Source organism: Luteitalea sp. (assembly GCF_044337415.1).
In the GTDB taxonomy this organism is placed as follows: domain Bacteria; phylum Acidobacteriota; class Vicinamibacteria; order Vicinamibacterales; family Vicinamibacteraceae; genus Luteitalea.
Map to the genome: position 1 here is coordinate 1 of NZ_JBIINP010000002.1, position 20,815 is coordinate 20,815.

General features: G+C 70.8%; 14 protein-coding genes. 2 read left to right on the plus strand and 12 right to left on the minus strand.

Features of this window, described 5'->3' with window-relative positions:
* Positions 1-24 precede the first annotated feature (24 nt).
* The 10 genes from ACIRDX_RS00415 to ACIRDX_RS00460 all read right to left on the minus strand — a co-directional run bounded on the left by ACIRDX_RS00415 (position 25) and on the right by ACIRDX_RS00460 (position 16,444).
* Positions 25-435, minus strand: a complete 411-nt coding sequence (locus ACIRDX_RS00415) for an HNH endonuclease (protein WP_396623416.1) — start codon at positions 433-435, stop codon at positions 25-27.
* Positions 435-2,588 carry a hypothetical protein gene (locus ACIRDX_RS00420; protein ID WP_396623417.1) on the minus strand — a complete coding sequence of 718 codons (2,154 nt, stop codon included), beginning with the start codon at positions 2,586-2,588 and terminating at the stop codon, positions 435-437. Before ACIRDX_RS00420 ends, ACIRDX_RS00415 begins: the two co-directional genes overlap by 1 nt.
* A 2-nt stretch (positions 2,589-2,590) precedes the next feature.
* Positions 2,591-3,025 (minus strand): NIPSNAP family protein, encoded by a 435-nt coding sequence (locus ACIRDX_RS00425; RefSeq protein WP_396623418.1) that lies wholly within the window; start codon positions 3,023-3,025, stop codon positions 2,591-2,593.
* A gap of 170 nt (positions 3,026-3,195) precedes the next feature.
* Entirely contained in the window at positions 3,196-6,351 is a 3,156-nt protein-coding gene (locus ACIRDX_RS00430) for a carboxypeptidase regulatory-like domain-containing protein (protein ID WP_396623419.1), read from the minus strand.
* Between the two features lie 189 nt (positions 6,352-6,540).
* A complete protein-coding gene (locus ACIRDX_RS00435) occupies positions 6,541-8,115 on the minus strand; it encodes a trypsin-like serine peptidase (protein WP_396623420.1) in 1,575 nt (524 codons plus the stop codon).
* Positions 8,112-8,882, minus strand: a complete 771-nt coding sequence (locus tag ACIRDX_RS00440) for a hypothetical protein (RefSeq protein ID WP_396623421.1) — start codon at positions 8,880-8,882, stop codon at positions 8,112-8,114. The genes ACIRDX_RS00435 and ACIRDX_RS00440 overlap by 4 nt, the downstream gene beginning before the upstream one ends.
* Before the next feature lie 200 nt (positions 8,883-9,082).
* Positions 9,083-11,878 (minus strand): vitamin B12-dependent ribonucleotide reductase, encoded by a 2,796-nt coding sequence (locus ACIRDX_RS00445; protein ID WP_396623422.1) that lies wholly within the window; start codon positions 11,876-11,878, stop codon positions 9,083-9,085.
* A 676-nt stretch (positions 11,879-12,554) separates the two neighbouring features.
* A complete protein-coding gene (locus ACIRDX_RS00450; protein WP_396623423.1) occupies positions 12,555-13,154 on the minus strand; it encodes a hypothetical protein in 600 nt (199 codons plus the stop codon).
* Positions 13,155-13,166: 12 nt separating this feature from the next.
* Positions 13,167-15,002 carry an ATP-binding protein gene (locus ACIRDX_RS00455; protein ID WP_396623424.1) on the minus strand — a complete coding sequence of 612 codons (1,836 nt, stop codon included), beginning with the start codon at positions 15,000-15,002 and terminating at the stop codon, positions 13,167-13,169.
* A 14-nt stretch (positions 15,003-15,016) separates the two neighbouring features.
* On the minus strand, positions 15,017-16,444 hold the full coding sequence (locus ACIRDX_RS00460) for a sigma-54-dependent transcriptional regulator (protein WP_396623425.1): 1,428 nt from the start codon (positions 16,442-16,444) through the stop codon (positions 15,017-15,019).
* 68 nt (positions 16,445-16,512) lie between these two features.
* Between ACIRDX_RS00460 and ACIRDX_RS00465 the strand changes: the two genes are divergently transcribed.
* The gene (locus tag ACIRDX_RS00465; protein ID WP_396623426.1) at positions 16,513-17,319 is read left to right on the plus strand and encodes a CPBP family intramembrane glutamic endopeptidase; all 807 of its coding nucleotides are present in this window, start codon (positions 16,513-16,515) and stop codon (positions 17,317-17,319) included.
* 98 nt (positions 17,320-17,417) lie between these two features.
* On the opposite strand, the gene ACIRDX_RS00470 is transcribed toward ACIRDX_RS00465, so the two are convergent.
* Together ACIRDX_RS00470 and ACIRDX_RS00475 are read right to left on the minus strand one after the other, a co-directional pair.
* A complete protein-coding gene (locus tag ACIRDX_RS00470) occupies positions 17,418-19,463 on the minus strand; it encodes an O-antigen ligase family protein (protein WP_396623427.1) in 2,046 nt (681 codons plus the stop codon).
* The gene (locus ACIRDX_RS00475; RefSeq protein WP_396623428.1) at positions 19,460-20,101 is read right to left on the minus strand and encodes a hypothetical protein; all 642 of its coding nucleotides are present in this window, start codon (positions 20,099-20,101) and stop codon (positions 19,460-19,462) included. Before ACIRDX_RS00475 ends, ACIRDX_RS00470 begins: the two co-directional genes overlap by 4 nt.
* Here ACIRDX_RS00475 and ACIRDX_RS00480 point away from each other — a divergent pair.
* Complete coding sequence (locus tag ACIRDX_RS00480; RefSeq protein WP_396623429.1) at positions 20,082-20,768, plus strand: glycosyltransferase family 2 protein; 687 nt, start codon at positions 20,082-20,084, stop codon at positions 20,766-20,768. The genes ACIRDX_RS00475 and ACIRDX_RS00480 overlap by 20 nt on opposite strands.
* Positions 20,769-20,815: the final 47 nt, after the last annotated feature.

Here is a 20,815-nt window from a genome sequence, read left to right on the forward strand (position 1 = left end):
ACTCCCCTGGCCCATGCTGGCGCGTCACACGGGAGGGCTGTCGCCCGAGACCAGCTCCGCACGCGGAGTGCCGAGCCGCTCCGCCCGCGTGTCGAGCAGCGCGGCGACGACCTCCCGCGCGCGCGGGCTCGACGGGCCGTCGGCGTCGTGGGTCTTGCCCTTCTGCTGGTTGCAGCGGGCGCAGGCGACCGCGAGGTTCGCCGTGGCGTCCGCCGTGCCGACCCGGGCCACGAGTTGGCGGGCGGCCGCGCGACCGAACCACGACCTGGGCACGATGTGTTCCAGGGTGGCGGGGCCGCGGGGCGCGCCCGAGGGCGCCAGCACCAGCTTCGACTGGCAGTGCAGGCACGGGACGACCCACGTCCCGTCCTCGCCACGCACCGCGCGGGCGTCGGTATCGGCCACGAGTCGCAGCAATCGATGGACGCGCGACATCAGCGACGCCAGACCCGCAGTTCGTCGATGGACCAGAACCACACGCGGGTCTTCCCCGTGGGGCGCAGCCGGAGCCGACGCACGCGATTGGGCGGCAGCACGACGTCGATGGCAGGTGTCCGCGGCTCGCGCGCGAAGCTGGCACCCAGCCCCGGCAACACGTCGTGCTCGAGGAGCGCGAGCCACACACCGTCGCCCAGGTCCACGTCGATCGCGAGGCCCCGTGGATAGTCACCGAGGCTCCGCCGCCCGACCTCGAGGCGGAGCCGCGCCACGTCGGTGTCGACGGGAAAGGCCAGGCTCACCCATTCGCCTTGCTCCTGCGGCGCGCCGGTCGACCACCGCGTCGCACGGTTGCCGTCGACGGCTCGCGCCAGGACGTCGCGCCGATGTGAGACGTCGAGCGTGAAGGCGGACGGCGCCAACTCGCGCCACGCCGCCCCGGCCGACACGAGCAGCGTCGGCGCGGCCGGGCGCAGTTCCATCAGCACCACGCCCGGGAAGCGCCGGACCTGCACCACGTGGGCCACCAGCCCCGCCAGCGACTCGGCGAGGGCCGCGCCCGCCTCGTGATGCTCGTAGAGACCGGGATGCACCGCGATCCACCGCACGCCCAGGCCCCGCGCCATTGCGAGAGCGCCATCGAGGCCGGCGACTTCGGTGAACGGCGGTCCCGCGACGAAGTCCTGCAGCGCCGACCCGTACCCGCTGTAGCCGTTGACGATCCGGTGCCCATGCTCGAGCGTGCGATACAGGTGCCGCGTCGCCAGCGCCGCGTCGCCGACGGGCAGCTCGAGCAGCGCCCCGCCCGGTTGGGTGGCGAGCCACGCGTATGCGCTGCGTTCGGCATCCATGTCCGGGGTCGGGAACGCACGCGTCGTGGTGATGCCGTACCCCTCCACCAGCAGCATCGTGCACGCCACGACGAACGCAGCCGTGCGGCGAGGCAGCGACGCGCGCGCAGTGAGCGCCGCAAAGCCGAAGGCCGCCAGGACGGCGAGTCCCAGATGCACCACCACGGCCATCCGGGCCGGCACGCGCAGGCCGTCGAACCCGGGGAGCAGGGCCATGAGCCACACGAGAGGTCCGCCGAGCGCTTCACTGCCCCACCACGCGAGGGGACGCGGCCCGAGTGACAACACGGCCATCAGCACGACGATGGCGGCGTAGAGCCTGACCGTCGCGCGCGAGGCCATCGCGCCCGGATCGTCGCGGCGCCGCGCGGTCGACAACGCCACCAGTGCCAGCACGCCGACGACCAGCCCCGGGAACCACTGCCGTTCGTCGCCGCCGTGCGGCAGCACTCGACTCCAGAACGAGGCACGCGGGGCCACCTGGGCATAGTCGCGCGGCGTCGCGGCGTACTGCGAGACGTCAGCGAGCGTACGCGTCAGGCCCTGTTCGCGTCGCACACGGGCGTACGCCGTGACGACCGGCGCGAGCAGCACGAGGGCGACCACGGCAGCCGCGGCAAGGCCGACGGTGATCTCGCGCCAGCGTCGACGGTGACGCCAGAGCCCGTCAGCGGCGATCACGGCGAGCGGGATCGCCGTGAAGTAGAGGAAGTAGCCGTTGGAGAGGCCCTGCAGCACGAAGGCCCCGGCCATCAGCGCGAGCGCCCACCGTGCGCCCGTCTCGATGAAGCGATGCAGGCCCAGGAACGCGAGCGGCATCCAGCCCGAGATCAGGACCTGCAGGTGGAAGTCGTGACCCAGCCGGTACGGCGCGCACGCCGAGGCGACGCCCGCCACGAAGGCGGCATCGGCCCGGCCGGTCAGGGCGCGAGCGAGCAGGTAGGTGCCGATGCCCGCCCAGGCAGTGGAGGCGATCATCGCGCCGTTGAGAACGAGGATCGGGTTGCCCGTGAGCCACTGCAGGGGCGCGGTGAACAGGGCGATGCCGAGCAGGTGCTCGGACCACGCGACGACGTCGCGGTAGGGGTGGAAGAAGAGACCGTCCCAGTAGCCCGCGAAGGCGTGCCTGGCGCGATCGGCGTCCCAGGCGAGGGTCCACGCGTTGAAGAGGGGATCGCCGAACGGCTGCGCGAGCGTGGTGCTGGCCGGGTGCGCCGACAAGGGCCACCAGGCGACCACGGCCAGCGCGGCGTAGGCGACGACCGCAACGGCCGTCGCCCACCGTGAAGCGACGGGCATGCCTACTTGATCTTCGAGTAGTCGGTCGCGTCCATGAACACGGACTCGACCTTCTCCACGATCTTGCCGTTCACCTCGGACGCGGTGCGCACCTTCTGCCACTCCGGATCGGCGCCGAAGGCGGCCCAGTTCTTCTTGGCCTGCTCCCGGCTGTCGTGCGAGATGACGTAGATCAGCGTGTTGCTGTGGGCCGGCTCGTCCTGCGGCACCCAGTAGCCGATGTTGGCCATGCCGTGCTTCTCGAAGAGCTTCGTCGTGTGGTTGCGGAAGCGCGCCTGCAGGTCGGGCAACTTGCCGGGGTGCGTGTAGTAGGTGCGCATCTCGAACACCTTCTGGCCCCCGCCCTGCGCCGACAGGTCGGCGCGCGTGAACTGCCCGGCGACGTAGCCGGCGACGAAGACGAGGGCGAGGACGAACAACGAGCGGGCGTGACGCATCGGGACGACTCCTTGGCGGTGGGCAGGGCGCCGACAACGTCCACCCTGCGGTTCGAAACGGAGAACTCGGAATCCAGGCATCACGGACCATCGAACCGCTCGCCGTGCCTGAATTCTTAATTCTGAACTCTGAATTCTTGACTGAGGTGACTGGCCTTGTCAGCCACCTGCTAGAACGTGAAGCGCGCCGCCAGCTGGAACTGGCGCCGTGCGTATGCCGACAGCGACTGCCCGAACGTGGGTCGGTCCACGAAGCTGTCGGGCAGCTGGAGGTTGGTGCGGTTGAGCAGGTTGAAGGCCTCGAGCCGCAGTTCGAGCGCCCGCGAGGCGCCCAGCGAGAGTCGTCGGGCGATGACGGCATCGACCGTGGCGAAGCCGGGGCCGATGAGGGCGTTGCGCCCAGTGTTGCCGTACGTGTACTGCGGCGCAATCACGAAGGAGCGCCCCTGGTAGGACACCACGGTGCTGCCGGCCGGTGGCGTCGTGCCGGTGACCTCGTTGGGCCGGTCGTAGGCGAAGGTGCCGCCCCCCGTGTTGCCGCTGTTGCTGTTGTCGAAGCTCACGCGCGGCGTGAAGGGGCGCCCCGACTGGATCGACACCACGCCGCTCACGAGCCAGCCGCGGCCGAGCGCGCCGGCCCCGAGGTCGGGCAGCAGGTACGAGCCCGCGAACACGGCGCGATGACGCACGTCGAAGTCCGACAGGCTCCACTCCGCGGCCAGGTTGCGGCTGTCCTGCGGCGTGTTGTCGTTGCCGTCGGTGGCCAGGAACGCCGACTGGTCGTCCATCGACTTGGACCAGGTGTACGAGCCGCGGAAGGTGAAGCGGTTGCCCGCGCGGCGCACGGCGCCGACCTGCAGCGCGTGGTAATCGGACGTGGCGCCCGACTCGACCATCAGGATGTCGCCGTACTGCGGCATCGGGCGGCGCGGCGGGAACGGCCCGGGGCCGGGCACGGCCTGGTTGATGTTGCGTTTGCGCACGAGCTGACGCCCGAACGAGCCAACGTAGCGCGCGTCGACCGTCGTCTTTCCCCAGGCACGCTCGACTCCCAGGCTGGCCTGGTGGGCATACGCGGTGCGCATCTGCTGATCGAGCGAGTTGTAGGTGGGCGTGGTGCCGATGGCCTGCCCCGGAAACGGGTTGTCGAGCGTGAGCAGCCGCTGTGCGTTCGGGAAGTAGAGCCCGATGCCGAAGTACGGCGGGTTGAAGTACAGCGCCGACGTCTCGATGAGCGTGCCGACGTTGTAGAAGATGCCGTAGCCGCCCTGCAGCATGGTGGTGCCCATGCCGGTCAGGTCGTAGTTGAAGCCGATGCGCGGCGCGAAGTTGTTGTAGTCCGACGCGATGCCCGATCGCGGGATCCCGTTGGTGCCCACCTGCACGATCTGGTTGGTGGACTGGTCGAAGATCCGCATGCGGTCGTCGGCATCGACGGGCGGGGCGTTGAACTCGTAGCGCAGGCCCGCGTTCACGGTGAGCCGCGACGACAGTCGCCAGTCGTCCTGCACGAAGCCGTTGATCGACCAGGTGCGCAGCCGCTGCGGGTTGTCGTTGGTGCCGAGCAGCGACAGCGTGGGATAGCCGAGCAGCAGGTCGGCCATCGGGTTGCCGCTGATCGCCCCCGCGAACGTCACCTGTCCGCGCGCGAACAGGTGGTTGAGGCCATCGGACTGGTAGTGCCGGAACTCGCCGCCGGCCTTCACGTGGTGGCGGCCGAGCTGCGCGGTGAAGGTGTCGGCCAGGTGGATGGTGCGCGTACTGCGCAGCACCGGCAGGTTGGGATCGTCGCCGAGCGTCTCGTACCCGCTCACGACGAAGGTCGGGTAGCCCTGATCCACCTCGGGCAGCGCCGGCCCGGTGATGCCGAGCGCACCGTACGCGTCGAAGCCCGCGTTGGTCGGCAGGCTGTCGCGCGTGAGCGCATTCACGCCCACCCGCACCTCGTTGACGATGCGGCTCGAAATCGCCTGGTTGAAGCCTGCGGCGAAGTTGTGGCCCTGGTCGAGCACCGACGTGCCGAACGACGGCAGGTTGCGGGCGCGCGCCGGGTACGGCAGGTCGCGATCCTCCCGGCCGAACGTGTACCGCACGTGGAACGGCTTGTCCTGCCAGCCGTGGTGATCGGTCTTGATCGTGAACTGGATCGCGTCGCGCTGCCCCTCGGGCGCCGCCACGTGGTTGGCCGATCCGTAACTGCTCGTGTTGGCGCGCGGGTAGAGGTCCGCAACGGCGCGCCCCGAGGCGCTGATGCGCGACGCCGGAATGACGTTGCCGGGGAACGGCCGCTGCGTGAAGGGGTCGATGATCGGCCGCGACAGGGCCGAGAAGTCGCCGGCCCGCTCCGCGTCGGTCGGCACGCGCGCCAGCCGCGTGTCGGCCTCGTGCGCCTGGATGGCCTCGACGTTCAGGAAGTAGAACGACGGCGTCCGGCCGAACGGTCCGCCGATGGTGCCGCCGAACTGGTGCTTGCCGAGCGAGGGCTTGTCGGTGCCCTCCGGCAGGAAGGCCGGGCGCGCGTCGAAGGCCTCGTCGCGGAAGTACTCGTAGGCCGAGCCCCGCAGCGTGCGCGTCCCCGACTTGATGACCACGTTGACCTGGGCGCCGGCGCTGCGCCCGTGCTCGGCGTCGTAGGTGCTCTGCAGCAGCGACACCTCCTTCACCGCGTCCAGGCTCGGGTTGACCACGAGGCGGTTGAGGAACAGGTCGTTGTTGTCGACGCCGTCGAGCAGGAAGTTGTTGGCCGCCTCGCGCGAGCCGCTGTTGTTCAGGCCGGTGTTGCCCTGCGTGGAGAGCCGCGAGCCCGGCGCCGGCGGGGCCACGCCCGGTGCCTGGAACGTGAACTGGATCACGTCGCGCTCGGAGACCGGCACCGTGACCAGCGTCTCGCCCTCGAACACCTCGCCCACAGCGCCGCTGCCGGCACGCAGGGTGGTGAGGTCGGCGCTGACCACCACCTGCTCGGTGACGGCGCCGGGGACGAGCACCACGGCCACCGTGCCGCGCACCCCGGCCTGCACCGCGATGTCGCGCACCACCTCGGTCTTGAACCCGTCGCGACTGGCCTGCAGCGTGTAGGTGCCGGCCGTGAGCAGCGGGATGACCAGCAGACCCGACGAGGAGGTGGTGCCCTCGCGCATCAGCCGCGTCTGCTGATCCGTGAGCGTGATGGTCACGTCCGGGAGCCACGCACCGCCCTGGTCACGCACCTCGACGAACAGCGTCGCGGCCATGGTCTGGGCGCGCACTGGCGCGGCGGGCACGGACAGCAGCGAGGCCAGCAGCGCGAGGACGACGGCACCGCGGGTGCGGACGAGGGCGAACATGGATGGTTCTGGCACGATCGGCGTTCGACGCGCGGGGCGCGGCCGGTCCGTCACGCCGGCGTGCACGCGCAAATCAAGAGCAGGGCCGCACGAACTGGCTGGGCGCCGACGGCAACGCCCCCTCGTCACCCACAGACGATCGACACTATCACGGAGGCGGCCATGCCGCCCCAGGTGCCGCGCGGCCGGCTACATCAGCACCCGTTCGACCACTGCCCCGGCGTTCATCGCCGCATCGTACGGGATGGCGCAGAAGGTGTACGGCCCATCCCGGCGCGGCAGGGTGATGAACGGGATGAAGCTCGGCCGGTAGTCGGCCTCGTCGCTGCACCGCGTGCGGCCGGGCGGGCCGTACTTGTAGCGGTAGCCCACCACCTCCGGTTCCTGCGTCAGGAACTCGACGAACCAGCCGTCGGGAGCGTCACGGATGGCGAGGGGCGGTGTGATCCGTGGCGGCACCGTGTCGATGCGGACCTTGACCACCGTCGGGAACAGCACCGACTGCCAGTCGTCGCCCCATCGCGCCTCCGGGCCCGCCAGGATGCAGAGGTACCAGCTGCCGTCGCGCACCGGCAGCGGATCGTCGATGAGCGGTTCGACGCGCGCGCGGCGGGCGACGCCGTACCCACGCAGGTCCCGGCACTCCTGCGCCGGCGTCGACGCGACCTTGTAGCGGTAGTACGCCAGGTCGAGCCGGTCGGCGACGGTGACGTCCCACTGCGTGCGGACACGCCCGAGGGGAGAGGTCGTCAGCGTCGGGTTCACCGCGCCGAGTTGCGACGGCGTGACGGTGAGCTGCCGTCCGGGATCCAGGGGGCAGCCGCGCCCCCCGAGCTCGAAGCGGCCCGATGCGTCGAAGCAGCGGTCGAGCCGGACCAGCGGCGTCGCGTAGGACATCTCCTCGAGGCCCAGTGGGTCGGCCATGCCCTGGGGCTCGCACGGGTGGTCGAGCGCGCACTCGGTGTACGGCGCGCGCCCGCCCTGCGTCGTCGTGCTGAGCAGGCCGATCACGCGGCCCGTGAGGCGCGAGATGACGGGCGATCCCGACGAGCCCGGCGCCACGCCGCGACACCCGAGCCGATCGAAGTCGTACCAGTGCCAGATGTACTCCTGCACGACGGGGGCACGTCCCTGCAGCGCGCAGGCCGCCAGGCGCAGGTAGGCCGTCGCGGGGGACTGCTGCAGGGGAGCGCCCACGATGACCACCGGCTCTCCGGCCGACGGCAGCCGCACCTCCGGCCGCCACGCCACGATCCCCTGGCCCACGAGGTCGGCGTACCGGATCGCGAGTTCGACGATCGCGATGTCGTGCCCCTTCATCGTCGCGTAGGCGGTGCGCGCCACCGGCACCACGCGGTGTGCGGCGCGCGTGTCCGCGAAGTAGTTGAAGGTGACCGTGTGCCTCGTGACAGGACGATCCGGGAGCACCTCGTTGGCGCCGGGAAAATCGGAGCAGTGCCCGTTGGTCGCGACATACGCTGGCGCGTCGCCCGGGTCCTCGCCCTCGGGGATCACGTCGAGCAGGACGCCCGTGCACGTGGCGCGGCCGTTGTAGCGGACGACGCCGGTGTAGGCGTTGCTGTCGTCGGCATTGGAGAGCAGCACCGGCTCACCCTCCGGCACGGCGCCGTAGGTGGGCACGCCGCGGTCCGTGTGCACCACCTGCGCCACGGCGACCGCAACCGCGAGACACAGCGCCGCGCGCGTCGCCACGCGCCGGCCGGGGCGCGCGAAGCTCCGGCGGTTCGTCGCGAGGTGGCTCACGGCACGATGCGGAACCCGAAGGTGAGGCCCCAGTCCTGCCCGCGGTCCTGTTCGGAGCCGAGGCCGAACGTCGGCCCGGCGTACGTGCTGACGCGGTCGAGGAGCATCCAGCCCACTTCGCCGCTCACGTCGCCATAGGTGCGCTCGTACTGCTGGTCGGCGATGGCGCGCACGCGCCCCGACACCCAGGTGCGGGCGGTGGGCCGCCAGACGACCGTGGCCCCGGCCGTGATGTCGTCGACGTCGAAGGCGAACTCGTCGCCGCCGACGCTCCTGCGGTACGAGACGTACGGCGCCACGAAGGCCGTGGGCGACAGGCGGATGACGTACTGCGCCATCGGCGCGAGCGTGTGCGTCCCGAGTCCCACGGCGTCGGTGGTCGAGGTATCCCAGGTGGTGCGGAGCGCCACCAGGAGGCCGCCGTGCCTGGTCAGCAGGGGCGTCCACTCGACGTCGGCGCCGATGTCGGCCAGGCCACCCTCGGTGAGCCCGGTAAGGTTGCTGAAGGCAAAGGGCACGGTGCCGGCCACGCGCACGCGGCGGCCGAACAGGGGCACGGCGTGGCGGTAGGCCGTCGTGTTGATGAAGAACGACTCCAGCGTGGCGTAGGTGTCGCGCACATCCACCTGCTGCTGGAGGTTGAGTGGATCGGTCCCGGTCTTGTCTGCCGCTGGCGGCAGGTGCGGCGAGGCGCCGGCTGGCCCCTGCGCGGCGGCAGGACTGGCCAGGCCGAGGACGAGCAGGAGGCTGGCGAGCGAGAAACGCATTCCACCATGAATAGCACGGGGCGTGCGGCCCGCGCAGTCCGAGGCGTCTTGCGGCACGTACCTCCACCGAGGCTCGAGACGACAAGAGGGCGACTGGCCGCAGCCCGTCGCCCCCTCGTCTGTTCCCGCGTCGGCTCTCAGGTCACCAGCGGCTGCGCAGCCGCCAGTGGTGGTACCGCCCCTCGAGCGCGGTCAGGACGTCACGCGCATCCACTGGTGGTGCCGCAGTTGGCGCACTTGTAGCAGGCACCGCTGCGCACCATGATCGAGCCGCAGGTGCTGCAGGGCGGCGCGTCCTCCTGGTTGCGGATGGCGGCGAACTCCGACGCCCTGGTCGCTGCCGCAGCCGCGGCCCCGACGTTGGCGGCCGCCGTGAGCGTGGCGGCCACGGCGCCCTCGGCCGGCGCGTCCACCGCCGCCCCGGGCTCGGGCATGTTGACGCCGGCGCGGTACCGGGCTTCCGGCGACAGGAACTTGGTCGCCATCCACCGGAACACGTAGTCGACGATCGACTTGGCGAACCGGACCTCGGGGTTGCGGGTCATGCCCGAGGGCTCGAAGCGTGCGTGGCTGAACTTGTCCACGAGCACCTGGAGCGGCACGCCGTACTGCAGGGCGTAGGAGATGGCCTGCGCGAAGGCGTCGGCAAAGCCCGAGATCGTCGAGCCCTCCTTGGCCATCACGAGGAAGATCTCGCCCGGCAGGCCGTCCTCGAACAGGCCGACGGTGATGTAGCCCTCGTGGCCGGCGATGTCGAAGCGGTGCGTGATCGACGGGCGCTCGTCGGGCAGCTTGCGGCGGACGGGCTGCGGGACGCCCGAGGCTGCAACCGCCTCGGCGGCCTGCTTGTCCTTGGACGTGTTGAGCGGCTGCGTCCGCTTGCTGCCGTCGCGGTAGATCGAGACGGCCTTGGCGCCCAGGCGCCACGACTGGATGTAGGCCTCCTGGATCTCGTCGACCGTGGCGTCCTTGGGGACGTTGACGGTCTTGCTGATCGCGCCCGAGATGAAGGGCTGCACGGCCCCCATCATCTTGATGTGGCCCATGTAGTGGATCGAGCGATCCCCCTTCAGGGCCTTGAAGGCGCAGTCGAACACCGGCAGGTCGTCGGCCTTCAGGTGCGGCGCGCCCTCGATGGTCTCGTTCTCGTCGATGTAGGCGACGATTTCCTTGATCTGCTGCGCGGAGTAGCCGAGCTTCTCGAGCGCCATCGGCACGGTGCCGTTGACGATCTTCATCAGGCCGCCACCGACGAGCTTCTTGTACTTGACGAGCGCGATGTCCGGCTCGACGCCGGTGGTATCGCAGTCCATCATGAAGCCGATGGTGCCGGTCGGCGCGAGCACGGTGGCCTGCGCGTTGCGGAAGCCGTGCTGCTCGCCGATCTCGATGGCATCGTCCCAGGCCGCGCGCGCCGCCTCGAAGAGGTCCTTCGGCACGTTGGTGCGGTCGATGCCCTTGATCGCCGCGCGGTGCTTGCGCATCACGCGCAGGAACGGCTCGCGGTTCTTCTCGAAGCCCTCGAAGGGGCCGCCGTGGTCGCGCGCGACGCGCGCCGACTGGGCGTAGGCCTCGCCGGTCATCACGGCGGTGATCGCGCCGGCCATGTCACGCCCGGCGTCGCTGTCGTACGGCAGGCCGCGCGACATCAGCAGCGCGCCGAGGTTGGCGTAGCCGAGGCCGAGCGGGCGATACGCGATGCTGTTGCGCTCGATCGCCTTGGTCGGGTAGCTCGCGTTGTCGACGATGATCTCCTGCGCGGTGATCAGCACGCGGCAGGCGGCCCGGAAGCCCTCGACGTCGAACTCGCCGTGCTCGTCGACGAACTTCATCAGGTTGATCGACGCCAGGTTGCACGCCGAGTCGTCGAGGAACATGTACTCCGAGCACGGGTTGCTCGCATTGATGCGGGCCGTGTTCGGGCAGGTGTGCCAGTCGTTGACCGTGGTGTCGAACTGCATCCCGGGGTCGCCGCAGACGTGCGTCGCCTCGGCGATCTGGTGCATGAGGTCGCGCGCCTTGTGGGTCGACATCGGCGCGCCGTCACGGACGGCGTGGGTCGTCCAGTCCTTGTCGTCGAGCACCGCGCGCATGAAGTCGTCGGTCACGCGCACGCTGTTGTTGCTGTTCTGGAAGAAGACCGACGCGTACGCCGGGCCCGTGAACGAGCCGTCGTACCCCGCGTCGATGAGGGCCCAGGCCTTCTTCTCTTCCTCGACCTTGCAGTTGATGAACTCGACGATGTCGGGGTGCTCGGCGTTGAGGATCACCATCTTCGCCGCGCGGCGCGTCTTGCCGCCCGACTTGATGACGCCCGCGAACGCGTCGAAGCCCTTCATGAACGACACCGGGCCGGACGCCGTGCCGCCGCCGGCGAGCAGCTCCTGCGACGAACGGATCGCCGACAGGTTCGAGCCCGTGCCGGACCCGTACTTGAACAGCATGCCCTCGGTCTTGGCCAGCGTGAGGATCGACTCCATCGTGTCCTGCACGGCGTTGATGAAGCACGCCGAGCACTGCGGATGGGGCTCGATGCCGCAGTTGAACCAGACTGGGCTGTTGAAGGCCGCCTTCTGGAACACGAGCAGGTGCTTCAGGTCGTCGCTGAAGGCCTGCAGGTCGTCCTCGCTGGCGAAGTACTTCTGCGCGCGCGCCCACCCGGTGATCGTGTCGACCACGCGGCCGATCAGCTGCCGCACCGAGCGCTCGCGATCGGGCGTGCCGATCGTGCCGCGGAAGTACTTCGACACCACGATGTTGGTCGCCTGCTGCGACCACGACTTCGGGATCTCGACGTCGCGCTGCTCGAAGACGACGTTGCCCTTCTCGTTGCCGATGACGGCCGAGCGGGTCTCCCACTCGATGGCATCGAACGGATCGAGCCCGTCCTTCGTGAAGGTCCTCGGGAACTCCAGGCCGGTGACCGGCCGTCCCTCAACGGGGGCAGTCGAAGGGCTCAGGACGCTCTCGACCGACTGTGCAGACCCTGCCTGCATTCCTTCCTCCATGCAGCCGGCACGAACCCTCCCCCGGGTCGGCACCAGCAATATCTCTGTCTAGACGCTCGGACCGAACACGTCGAACCGTCCCCCACACCGCCGTCGATCACGCGCAAGCCCACCATCGTGGGGAGCATGCCCAGGGCATGTCGGGCGCGGACATCGAACCAGTGTGGGAGGCGTGATCCGTCCTGCGGCGTGCCCCTCGAACTACGGTGTTCGGGGGCCCGCCGCTCCGAGTGGCTGGGTGCTCTCGGGTGGAGCGGACTTCGGCGCTTCGGACAGCCACTATGCGCCGGCCCCAGAGGGTTGTCAACGGGAATTTACACCACATCTTGTGCCCCTTCGCCGCCGCACACCCAATATACAGGCGAGTGACCAAATCTCCCGCAAGGCATTCCAGGAGCGTCACTTACGAGCGGCGACGTTGGAAGGACGAGTTGGCAGGAGCTTTGCGCATGGGCGTTTTTCGAGGGTGTCACCTACTGTGTGTCGGCGCGGAACGCGCTCGAACCCCCACCGATTGTGGGTTTCGCTCCGCGCGCCGGGCCCCGGAAGGAGGCGGGCGGGTCGCGGGAGGCGTGATGCGCGCCCACGCAGACGATGGCCGAAGGTGGCGACGCCCCGCCCCCCGTACCCGGTACCCGGTACCCGGTACGCGGTACCCCGTTCCCTACCTGCTGATTCCCCGCGCCAGCGTCTCGGCCTTCTCGGCCAGCGAGGCCGCCAGCACGAAGTTGCGCTCGGTCAGCGCCTGGCGCGCCTGGGCGACGAATCGACGCGCCGTCTCGTGCTGCTGGCGCGCCTGCGTGCCGAGCGCCTGCGGGTTCACCCGGTCGAGCAGGCTCACGGCGCGGCCGAGCACTTCCTGGGTGCGGCGATCCGCGTTGCTCTCGTCGGCCGTCTGGGGCGTGCGCAGCAACGGCCCGGGCGCCGGCGCCGCCTCGGCCGCCGCCGGTGAGGGCGCCTCCACGGCGTCGACCTTCGGCGCCTCGGCCTTGGTCGGCTCCGGTCTCGCAGGCGCGCGTGTGGCGCGCTGCGGTCGAGCCGGGGGCGCCGGGCGCTCCACCGTCGAGGCTTCGGTCGGCGCCACGCGCTCGGGCGGCGTCGAGATGACCCGGGGTGGCGGGGGCGGCACCGCGAGGGCCACGGGCACGGGCGCCGCGACTGGCGGCCGCCGTGTGCAGGCCGAGCTCCCGGCCAGCACGCACGCCACGACTCCCACGACGAGGACGGCCCGGCGGCGAGCGGTGCAGCGAACTGGCAGCAGCATCACGTCTCCCTCCTATGCGCGTGGCAGCCGGACGCGGAACGTCGCGCCCCGGCCCGGCGTCGACTCGACCTCGATCGTGCCGTCGTGTAATTGCACCGTGCGGTAGACCATCGAAAGGCCCAGTCCGCTGCCCTGCTCGCGCGTCGTGAAGTACAGGTCGAAGATGCGCCCGAGGTGTTCCGGCTCGATCCCGATGCCCGTGTCGGCCACGTCGACCTGCACCTGCTGGTCCTCGACCGGTCGGGCGCGCAGCGAGAGGCGCCCCCCGCCGGGCATGGCATCGATCGCATTGAGCGCGAGGTTGAGGAAGGCCTGTCGCAACATCGCGCGGTCGACCTGGACGGCCACGCCCTCGGTCGCCTCCAGTTGGACGTCGATGCCCTGCTGCTCGGCCTGCGGGCGGACCACGTCGACGATGTCCTGGAGCAGCGCGCGCACGCCGACGGGCTCGAGTTGCAGCTCCTCCGGGCGACTGAACCGCAGGAATCCCTGCACCACGTGATCGAGTCGGCGGATCTCGTCGCCGATGATCGACACGTGGCTCATCAGGGCCTCCGGCGCCGCCGCCTCGGGGACCGCCGCCCCCACCGCCACGGCCACCGGGGCACGACGCCCGAGCTTCTGTCGCAACAGCTCGAGGTGGATGGTCATCGCATTGAGCGGGTTCTTGACCTCGTGCGCCACGCCCGCGAGCAGCCGGTTGAGCGAGGCCAGCTTGCGGGAGTACCGCAGCATCGTCTGCAACTGCGACAGCGCCCCGACGTTGCGCGCGACGAGCATGACGCCGACGAGCCCGCGCGACGGATCGGCGATCGGATGGGCCATCAGCTGCAATTGGCTCCGAGCCTCGCCGGTGGCCAGCGGGAGGTCCGTGATGACGGGGCCACGCGAGGCGCGGACCGCCAGCGCCTGCTCGACGATCTGTCGACAGGGATGCGACTCCGGCACGGCGTCGGCCAGCGCCTGCCCGGGCTCGATCGCGGGCAACAGGGCCTTCATCGCCGCGTTGGCGAAGGCCACTTCGCCATGCGGACCGACGATGGCGACCGCATCCTCGAGCCGATCGACGACCGACTCGGCCCGCCGCGCCTGTTCGGCCAGCTGCGATCGGATCGACGACACCGACTGGCTGAGGGCATTGAACGACGTCCCGAGGTCCTTGAAGTCCTCCTCCGGCAGGTCGAGGCGGACGTCCTCCTCGCCCTGGCCGAGGCGCGCGATGCCGCTCTGCAGCACGTGGATGGGCCTGAGGAAGCGCCGGGCCATCAGCCACGAGATGCCGGTCGCCAGCACGATGGCCGCGACCGCCACGGCGGCAATCGGCTTGAGCGCCTCCTTCAGCCCGGCCCAGATCAGCACCGTGGACACGCCGATGCGGATCGACCCGAAGCGCTCGTCGCCGAGCAGCAGCGGCTGGGTGACCTCGTAGTTGCGCTGGTCCCACACGCCGCGCAGCTGGGTCAACGGCCCGCCCGCGAGCAACCGCTCGAGCGAGTCCTGCACCGGCACCACCGTGCCCTCGAGCGTCGGCGAGCTGTGCACGAGCGCCCTGTCGCCGACGTCGGTGATGGTGGCGTACGTCACGTCCTCGGCAAAGCCGATGGCCGAGAGCAGGATGGCGCGCAAGCCGGCGTCGGCCTGCAGGTCGGCCGCGGCGGTCTCGCGACTGCGCACGAGCGTGCGGGCACGCTGGTAGGTGGCGTTGGCCATCATGCGCGCGCGCAGCTCGCTCTGGTCGAGGAGGGTGCGCGCCTGCGCCGCCAGGTACACGAGGCTCAGCGCGATGACCGTGAGCGCGACGATGCACGTCACGCCGAGCGCCTGCCGTGTCTGGTAGCTCAGACGCATGCGCGGGAGGGACGTCAGTCGCCGGCCCCGTCGCGCCCCTTGGCGCGATTCAGCTTGTTGTGCAGCGTCTTCAGGCTGATGCCGAGCAGCTCGGCGGCCCGGGTCTTGTTGAAGCCCGTGTGCGCGAGCGTGATCTCGATCAGGCGCATCTCGGCCTCGTCGACCGTCGTGCCGGCCGCGAGCGTGATCCGGTGCTGCTCGGCGGCCGCGGCCTGCGGCATCGACAGCTCGGGCGGCAGTTGCGCCGGCTCGATGAACTCGCCGGGCGAGAGGATGGTGGCCCGCTCGATGACGTTGCGGAGCTCGCGGATGTTGCCGGGCCAGTGGTACCGCTCGAGCATCGCCATGGCATCCTGCGAGACGGCCTTGACGTGCCGGCCGTTGCGCCCGCTGAACTCGCCGATGAACGACTGCACCAGGAGCGGGATGTCCTCGCGCCGCTGCCGCAGGGGCGGCAGCTCGATCGAGAACACGTTGAGGCGGTAGTACAGGTCCTCGCGCAGCTTGCCGCGCTGCACGGCGTCGAGCGGGTTGACGTTGGTGGCGGCGATGATGCGGACGTCGACGTTCTGCTCGGTGCGGCCGCCGAGGCGGCGGAACGTGCGCTCCTGCAGCACGCGCAGCAGCTTGACCTGCGTGACCGGGACCATCTCGGCGATCTCGTCGAGGAACAGCGTGCCCCGGTGCGCCAGTTCGAAGCAGCCGAGGCGCCGCTCGACGGCGCCCGTGAACGCCCCCTTCTCGTGACCGAAGATCTCGCTCTCGAGGAGCGTCTCGGGGATGGCCGCGCAGTTGATCGCGATGTACGGCTGGTGGATGCGCTCACTGAGCTGGTGGATCGTCTGCGCGACGAGCTCCTTGCCGGTGCCCGACTCGCCCCAGACCAGCACCGAGGCGCCGGTCGGCGCCGCCTGCTCGATCGTGCGATACAGCTTGCGGATGGTCGGCGTGTTGCCGATGATGCGGCCGAAGCTGCCCTTGTCGCGCAGTTGGCGGCGCAGCACGCGCACCTCGCGCCGCGTCTCCTGCCGCTCGACGGCCTTGGCCAGCAGGATCTGCAGGCGGTGCGGATCGACGGGCTTGGTCAGGTAGTCGTAGGCGCCGTCGCGGATGGCCTCGACGGCGGTCTCGACGGTGCCCTGCGCCGTCAGGATGATCACGCACAGGTCGGTGAGCTGGTCCTGCAGCGCGCGCAGCAGGCCGAGGCCATCGAGTCGCGGCATCACCAGATCGGTGAGGACGATGCCGGGCCGGAACGTCGTGATCTTCTGGAGGGCCTCCTCGCCATCGGAGGCGTCCTCGGCGACGTAGCCCCACGCGCGAATCAGCTCGGTCAGGCCGATCCGCGCGGCGCGGTCGTCCTCCACGACGAGCACGCGCTCACCGGCCGGCAGATCCGGCGTCGCATCGGGCTGGCTGGAGGACTCGATCGCACTGGACACACGACACCCTTTCGAGAAAAAGCCGAGGTGACATACACGGCGCGTTTGCACAGCGTAACATCTACATGGTGACCGATCCGGACGCGCTCGACGCCCCACTCCCGCCCGTCGATGACCCCACGCCGGCTACGGTCGAGGTGGCGCCCGATGCCGCGTCCTCGTCACGCCCGCCCGTGCAGTCGTTGCTCGAAGTGGTGCTCTGCTCGGGCTTCCCGACGCAGTTGCTGATCGGCGGCGTCCTCCTCCTCCTCGGGGTGCGCATCACGCCCGGCACCGCGCTCCCGTTCCACTTCATCGTGACGGTGTCGCTCATCGACACCGTGGTGCTGGTCGGCCTCGTGGTGCTGTTCCTGCGCGCGCGAGGCGAGGACGCACGGGCCGTGCTCCTCGGCCGGGTGCCGGCATGGCCCGAGGTCACCCGCGGCGTGCTGTACCTGCCGCTGGTGTTCGGCGTGGTGATCGCGATCGGCGCCCTCATCCGGGCGGTCGCGCCGTGGCTCCACGACGTACCCGAGAATCCGCTGCAGTCGATGCTGACCTCGCCGGTGCGTGTGCTGACCTTCGCAATGGTGGTGGTGCTGGCCGGCGGCGTGCGCGAGGAGGTGCAGCGCGCCTTCATCCTGCACCGCTTCCGTCACGACCTCGGCGGCGTGGCGCTCGGCCTCGTGCTGTTCAGCGTGGCCTTCGGCGCGGGGCACTTCGGGCAGGGCAGCGACGCGGCGGTGATCACCGGCGTGCTCGGCCTGCTGTGGGGCGTGATCACGGTGACGCGCGGCAGCCTGATCGCCTCGGCGGTGTCGCACGCGCTCTTCAACCTGGTCCAGGTGGGGCTCTATCAGTACGCCTCACGCAACGGCCTGCTGCCGCCGACGTGAGGGCTCATGCGTCATGCGTCATGCCTCATGCCTCATGCCTCATGCCTCATGACGAAGGGCGAAGGGCGAAGGAAGAAGGAAGAAGGGCTGACGGGTGCTCAGGGTCGGCGATCGATGGTCCAGTCGCCGACGACCACGCCGAGGACGCGGGCGTCGCCGGGGGCCTGCCATGTCGGCGTCACGCGCAGGCGCACGCGGTGCCATGGGCGACCTGGGTCGGCGAGGAGGCGGTAGTCCAGCGTGACCCACGGTCCGGGCGTCAACTGCACGAGGTCGGCGGGGCGGCCGTCGATCGCCACCTCGACGCGCTGCAGGGCGCTCGAGAGATTGCGCACCGGGATCCGGATGCGATGCGCACCTGCCGGCACGTACACGGTCGACTCGCCGGTGCTCCAGCGGTACGACTCCCCTCGCGCGCCGACCTGGTCGGCGTGGAACCCTTCATTGGCCGGGAGGGCGGGCGTCGTGAGCGTGGGACCGACCCACCGGGTCCTGACGGGCACCGACGCGAACGCCACCACCACCAGCGCGACGGCGAGCATCCGCCAGGCTCGCGGCAGCGCCGGCGCGCCCAGCGTGGCCACGCTCGCACAGATCGTGAACACGACGACGTCCTCGCGCAGGACGATGCGGTCGCCGGTCAGCATCGTGAGCCCGTACGCGGCCAGGCCGCCGATCAGGCCGACCACCGGCCATGAGGCCCTGTCGCGCGCGGTGAGGTTGCCGGCGGCGCGCGCGCCGATCACCACCGCAGCGAGCATCAGCAGGAACGCCGCGAGGCCCAGCGCGCCCAGTTCGCTGGCCACGAGCAGGTAGGTGTTGTGCGGCGAGAGCTTGGCATCCTGCGGCAACGTGTCGATGCCGAGATCGGCGCGGACCGCCTCGAACTCGATCGTCGACCGACCCAGCCCGATGCCGGCGACCGGGTGCGCGCGGACCATGGCGCGCGCGATCGTCCAGACGGCCAGTCGGCCCTTCGCGATGGCATCGGGCGGCTGGTGCAGGTTGAAGGTGAAGAGCCACGTGTGCAGGTACGAGGTCTGCTGCTCGTGACGGACGTCGAGGCCCGTGCCGGCGACCACCAGCACGACGAGCAGGGCGGCCAGGCCGAGGACGCCGCGGCGGACCAGGCGTCGCGCGTGCCCACGCACGACGCGCGACGGATCCACCGCATCGAGGTCGAGGCGCCCGGCGATGGCCACCGCCACCAGCACCCCGCCGGCCAGGGCGATGAGGCCCGTGCGGCCCGCCGTCATGATGGTCGCGGCCACCGTGAGCCCGAAGGCGCCAGCCCACGCAGCGCGGCGGACACCGGAGGCGGCCAGCGCCAGGCCGCCCAGCACGGGCGCCACCAGCGCGTAGAAGGCCGCGAGGGCGTTGGGGTCGTTGTAGGTGGCGTTGATGCGGATGATGCCGGCGTCGAACACGCGCCAGGCCTGCTGCAGCCCGACCCCGGTGCGTGCCTGGTAGACGCCGAACAGGGCCGTCAGCACGGCCGCGACGCCGGCCGCCGCGAGGACGCGATGGCGCGTGGCGCGCGTGGTGGCCCATCCCACGATGAGCGCACACAGCAGGCCATCGGCGAGCACCGTCCACGCCGGGATCGGTCCGATCTCGCCCGCCAGATCCGGCTGGAAGATGTAGGCCGGCACTTGCGCCCGCAGGTCGCGCGCCACGCGCTCCACGTCGAATCCGCGCCAGGGCTCCGGCACCAGCAGCGCAATCGCCGACGCCGTGGCGACGGCAAGCAGCACCGACCAGCCCGCCGGAAGCGTGCTGCCGTCGCCGCTCCGCCCGGCCACGAGGCGACGGACCACCCACGGCACGGCCTGCGACGCCACGAGCAGGTGCTCGATGCCCTCCGGCGTGCCCGGCACCAGGGCCGGCCACACGGGCAGCAACGGCACGAGCGCGACGAGCAACGCCGGCGACCAGCCAGGACGCACGACGGCGATCAGCGCGCTGGCGAGCAGCGCCGCGCGGCACCACGTCGGCACGAGCGGCGAGGCGACGGTCGCCCAGACCGGCGCGGCCAGGAGGCCGAGTAGCACCAGCAGCAGGCCCGCGCGCGCAGCCAGCTCCGGGACGAACCGCCCTCCCCGACGCGCCGCCTCGGGAGCGGCGCACGCGGCCGGGTCGTTCACCGTGGCCCCGCGATCTGCACCGGCGTCCGCCCGCGGATGCCGTCGAGCCAATCGGCGACGAGCGCGGCGCGGCGCGCCTGCACCAGTCGACGCCGTGCGTCGGCGATCTGCTCTGGTGACGGCGCCGCGCCGGCACGCGCGGCCTCCGCAGCGGTCTCGACGTCGGTGGGCTGGGCGGCGGCCGTGAAGCGCTGGTCGACGTACACGTCGATGCGCAGGTCATCGGCCACCCACTCCCGCGCGCGCACCTCGGACAGGCCGAGGGCCTGCAGGTGCCGGGTCCAGGCCGGGTCCCCGCCGGCGCGCTGTCGGGCCCGCCCGAGGCGCTCGTCGACGGCGGCCGCGATGGGCTCGGACACGCCGAGGCGCTCCACCTCGAGATGCATCAGCTCGCGGGCGACGAGGCGGTCGACACCGTCGGCGGGGGCGCCCGCGGCGGGAATGGACCCGAGGAGCCGGGCGACCTCGACGTCGCGCCACGTCAGCGCCTGCTCACCGACCACCGCCACGAGCCGATCGACCAGCACGGCCTGCCGCGCCTGCACCGGCGCGCGCGCGCCGGTCAGCCCGAGCACGACCAGATATACTGTCGCGGCCGCCCGGCGGCGCCACCCCTGCATGAGACTGACGGTCGTCATTCCTGTCTACAACGAGGTGCACACGCTGCTGCACCTGATCGATCGGGTGCAGGCCGTGGCCCTGGAGAAGGACATCGTGCTGGTCGACGACTGCTCGACCGATGGCACGCGGGACCTGCTGCGCGGCACCGCCTTCCCCCCGAACGTCCGCGTGTTGTACCACGAACGGAACCAGGGCAAGGGCGCCGCGCTGCGGACGGGCTTCGCGGCGGCTACCGGCGACCTGGTGATCATCCAGGATGCCGACCTCGAGTACGACCCCGAGGAGTACCCCAAGCTGATCGCGCCGATCCTGCAGGGCCGGGCCGACGTGGTCTTCGGGTCGCGCTTCGCGGGCGGCGAGGTCCACCGCGTGCTGTACTTCTGGCACTCGGTCGGGAACAAGTTCCTGACCCTCTGCTCCAACGCGTTCACGAACCTCAACCTCACCGACATGGAGACCTGCTACAAGGTCTTCCGCCGCGAGGTCCTGCAGCAGATCACGGTCGAGGAGAACCGCTTCGGCTTCGAGCCGGAGATCACCGCGAAGATCGCCAAGCAGCGCGTGCGCATCTACGAGGTGGGCATCTCCTACGCCGGTCGCACCTACGAAGAGGGCAAGAAGATCGGCTGGCGCGACGGCGTCCGCGCCCTCTGGTGCATCGTCAAGTACAACTGGTTCCGCTGACGCGGCTTCGCTGACGGCAATCAGCAGTCAGTCGGCAGTCGGCAGTC

Excerpts from the sequence above, each read along its gene's own strand:
- ACIRDX_RS00415 (WP_396623416.1), bottom strand. The coding sequence starts at position 435 with ATGTCGCGCGTCCATCGATTGCTGCGACTCGTGGCCGATACCGACGCC.
- ACIRDX_RS00420 (WP_396623417.1), bottom strand. The coding sequence starts at position 2,588 with ATGCCCGTCGCTTCACGGTGGGCGACGGCCGTTGCGGTCGTCGCCTAC.
- ACIRDX_RS00425 (WP_396623418.1), bottom strand. The coding sequence starts at position 3,025 with ATGCGTCACGCCCGCTCGTTGTTCGTCCTCGCCCTCGTCTTCGTCGCC.
- ACIRDX_RS00430 (WP_396623419.1), bottom strand. The coding sequence starts at position 6,351 with ATGTTCGCCCTCGTCCGCACCCGCGGTGCCGTCGTCCTCGCGCTGCTG.
- ACIRDX_RS00440 (WP_396623421.1), bottom strand. The coding sequence starts at position 8,882 with ATGCGTTTCTCGCTCGCCAGCCTCCTGCTCGTCCTCGGCCTGGCCAGT.
- ACIRDX_RS00445 (WP_396623422.1), bottom strand. The coding sequence starts at position 11,878 with ATGCAGGCAGGGTCTGCACAGTCGGTCGAGAGCGTCCTGAGCCCTTCG.
- ACIRDX_RS00450 (WP_396623423.1), bottom strand. The coding sequence starts at position 13,154 with ATGCTGCTGCCAGTTCGCTGCACCGCTCGCCGCCGGGCCGTCCTCGTC.
- ACIRDX_RS00455 (WP_396623424.1), bottom strand. The coding sequence starts at position 15,002 with ATGCGTCTGAGCTACCAGACACGGCAGGCGCTCGGCGTGACGTGCATC.
- ACIRDX_RS00480 (WP_396623429.1), top strand. The coding sequence starts at position 20,082 with ATGAGACTGACGGTCGTCATTCCTGTCTACAACGAGGTGCACACGCTG.
- ACIRDX_RS00475 (WP_396623428.1), bottom strand. The coding sequence starts at position 20,101 with ATGACGACCGTCAGTCTCATGCAGGGGTGGCGCCGCCGGGCGGCCGCG.